The 2,521-nt window shown below is 28.6% G+C and carries 3 protein-coding genes; 2 read left to right on the forward strand and 1 reads right to left on the reverse strand.

Features of this window, described 5'->3' with window-relative positions; translation table 11 throughout:
* Nucleotides 1–120 precede the first annotated feature (120 nt).
* The gene (locus tag ACR0QS_RS12680; protein ID WP_432633817.1) at nt 121–1,071 is read left to right on the forward strand and encodes an Rpn family recombination-promoting nuclease/putative transposase; all 951 of its coding nucleotides are present in this window, start codon (nt 121–123) and stop codon (nt 1,069–1,071) included.
* A gap of 50 nt (nt 1,072–1,121) precedes the next feature.
* On the opposite strand, the gene ACR0QS_RS12685 is transcribed toward ACR0QS_RS12680, so the two are convergent.
* Nucleotides 1,122–1,322 (reverse strand): hypothetical protein, encoded by a 201-nt coding sequence (locus ACR0QS_RS12685; RefSeq protein WP_432633818.1) that lies wholly within the window; start codon nt 1,320–1,322, stop codon nt 1,122–1,124.
* A 27-nt stretch (nt 1,323–1,349) separates the two neighbouring features.
* Between ACR0QS_RS12685 and ACR0QS_RS12690 the strand changes: the two genes are divergently transcribed.
* The gene (locus ACR0QS_RS12690) at nt 1,350–2,291 is read left to right on the forward strand and encodes an Rpn family recombination-promoting nuclease/putative transposase (protein WP_432633819.1); all 942 of its coding nucleotides are present in this window, start codon (nt 1,350–1,352) and stop codon (nt 2,289–2,291) included.
* Nucleotides 2,292–2,521: the final 230 nt, after the last annotated feature.

Raw genomic sequence — 2,521 nt, forward strand, 5'->3', positions numbered from 1 at the left:
ATAGAGAAATATTTGGATATTTAATTAAAGTAAAAAGCGTCTCTGCTCGCAACAACTCAAAAATAAAAATAAATTATTAAATCTCTTTGACAAATAAAATTATTCTGTTATAATATTCTTATGAAAATAAAAAGAAATATAAATAGAGAGATTAACAAGTTAAGGCTAAAGCACGCCGTTGGCGACGATTTATTCGTCCGATTTCTACTCGGCAAAAACGGAAATGAGAAAGTCCTTGAAGATATGGTTAACGCCGCTTTAAGCGATTTTAATTTTGAAGAAGTTAAAGATTTGGAGATAATCGACCCTTATAATTTGTCTGAAAATATTGATTTAAAAGAATCAATTATAGATATTAAGGCGAAAACAAAAGATAATAAAACGGTTATAATCGAAATTCAACTTTGCGGGAATATGGATTTTCTTAAAAGAATTTTTTATTATATTTCAAAAAATATCGTTAACGAATTAAAGGAAGGCGAAGATTACAAACAACTTTCAGGAATTATTAGCATAAATTTACTTAACTTTAATTTGGATTTCGGAGACGAAGGCAAACCTCACAGATGCTTTAAATTAATTGACACTAAAAACCATAATGTAGATTTAGATTTTATTCAAATGCATGTTATCGAAGCGAAACGATTTATTGAAATAATAGAAAAGTCGACTTTAGACGAATTGAAGAAAAATAAATTACTCACTTGGATGAAATTTTTTACAACAAAAAATTTAAAATCTATAGAAAAGGAATTAAAGGAGGCAAACCCGATTATGACAAAAGTAATTGAAGAGTATAAAAGATTTACTTCGGATGATAAACTTATGCGAGCTTATGACGCAAGGGACGCATTTTTGGTAGGGCAAAAAATAATGCTGGATAGAGAACGCAAAGAAGGAATTAAAGAAGGTATGGAAAAAGGAATAAAAAGAGGAATTAAAAAAGGAAAACTTGAAGGAATAAAAGACGAAAAATATTCAATAGCAAAAAGCATGAAAAAAGACGGAGCGGACATTAACCTAATCTCTAAATACACGGGATTAAGTATCGAAGAAATTAATAAACTTTAATTATAATTTTAATTAATTTCCATCTTCAATAATATTTATCTCCTCCTCACTCAAACCATACAATCCGCGCCAAAGGCGGGCTTTAGCCAAACCAACCTATCAACCTCACCGTCAAGCGCCTCAACCTGCCTCCTCAATATCGTTATCACATCGGGATTTTTCTCATTATTCAACTTCTTATTAATTTCAATTATACTATCCACAAGATTAACTAATTTATCGTGGATTTCTTTATCCGACTTCTTTGACAAATTATATTATTCTGTTATAATATTCTTATGAAGAGAAAAATAAATAGAAACAGAGAGATTAACAAGTTAAATGACTTATTTGTCCGATTTCTACTCGGAAAAAACGGAAATGAAAAAGTCCTTGAGGATATGGTTAATGCCGCTTTAAGAGATTTCAATTTTGAAGAAGTTAAAGATTTAGAAATAATTGACCCTTATAATCTTTCGGAAAATATCGATTTAAAAGAATCGATAATCGACATTAAGGCGAAAACAAAAGATAATAAAACCGTAATTATTGAAATTCAACTTTGTGGAAATATGGATTTTCTTAAAAGAATTTTTTATTATATTTCAAAAAATATCGTAAACGAACTAAAAGAAGGCGAAGATTACAAACAACTTTCAGGAATAATAAGTATCAATTTACTTAACTTTAATTTGGATTTCGGAGACGAAGGTAAACCACACAGATGCTTTAAATTAATCGATACGAAAAACCATAATGTAGATTTAGACTTTATTCAAATGCATGTCATAGAAGCGAAACGATTTATTGAAATAATTGAAAAATCAACCATAGACGAATTAAAGAAAAATAAATTATTAACTTGGATGAAATTTTTTACAACCAAAAATTTAAAATCTATAGAAAAAGAATTGAAGGAGGCAAACCCGATTATGACAAAAGTAATTGAAGAATATAAAAGATTTACTTCGGACGATAAACTTATGCGAGCCTATGACGCCCGAGACGCGTTTTTGGTAGGACAAAAAATAATGCTTGATAGAGAACGCAAAGAAGGAATAAAAGAAGGTATGGAGAAAGGAATAAAAAGAGGAATTAAAAAAGGCATAAAAGAAGGAAAACTTGAAGGCATAAAAGAAAGAAATTACGAAATAGCAAAAAATCTAAAAAAATCTGGTTTAGACGCAAAATTTATAAGCGAGAATACAGGATTAAACATTGAAGAAATTAATAAACTTTGATATGTGTTCTTTTTTCTACCGAGAAAAAAGAACCAAAAAAAGCGGCTTCTTTTGTAAAAGAAGCAAAACAACTCCGTGCAGAATTCGTAGCTTTTTAGTTTATGGGATAGCTTATTTATTTTAAATCTTTTTTATTAAGCAGCGGGATTTTACTTCCGTATTTTTGAATTTGTTATTTTTTATTTATTTGCAAATTTTTATATTATTTATATAATTTAGTTGTATAAGTA

The sequence above is a fragment of the Brachyspira sp. genome (assembly GCF_050873525.1).
Taxonomy (GTDB): Bacteria; Spirochaetota; Brachyspiria; order Brachyspirales; family Brachyspiraceae; genus Brachyspira.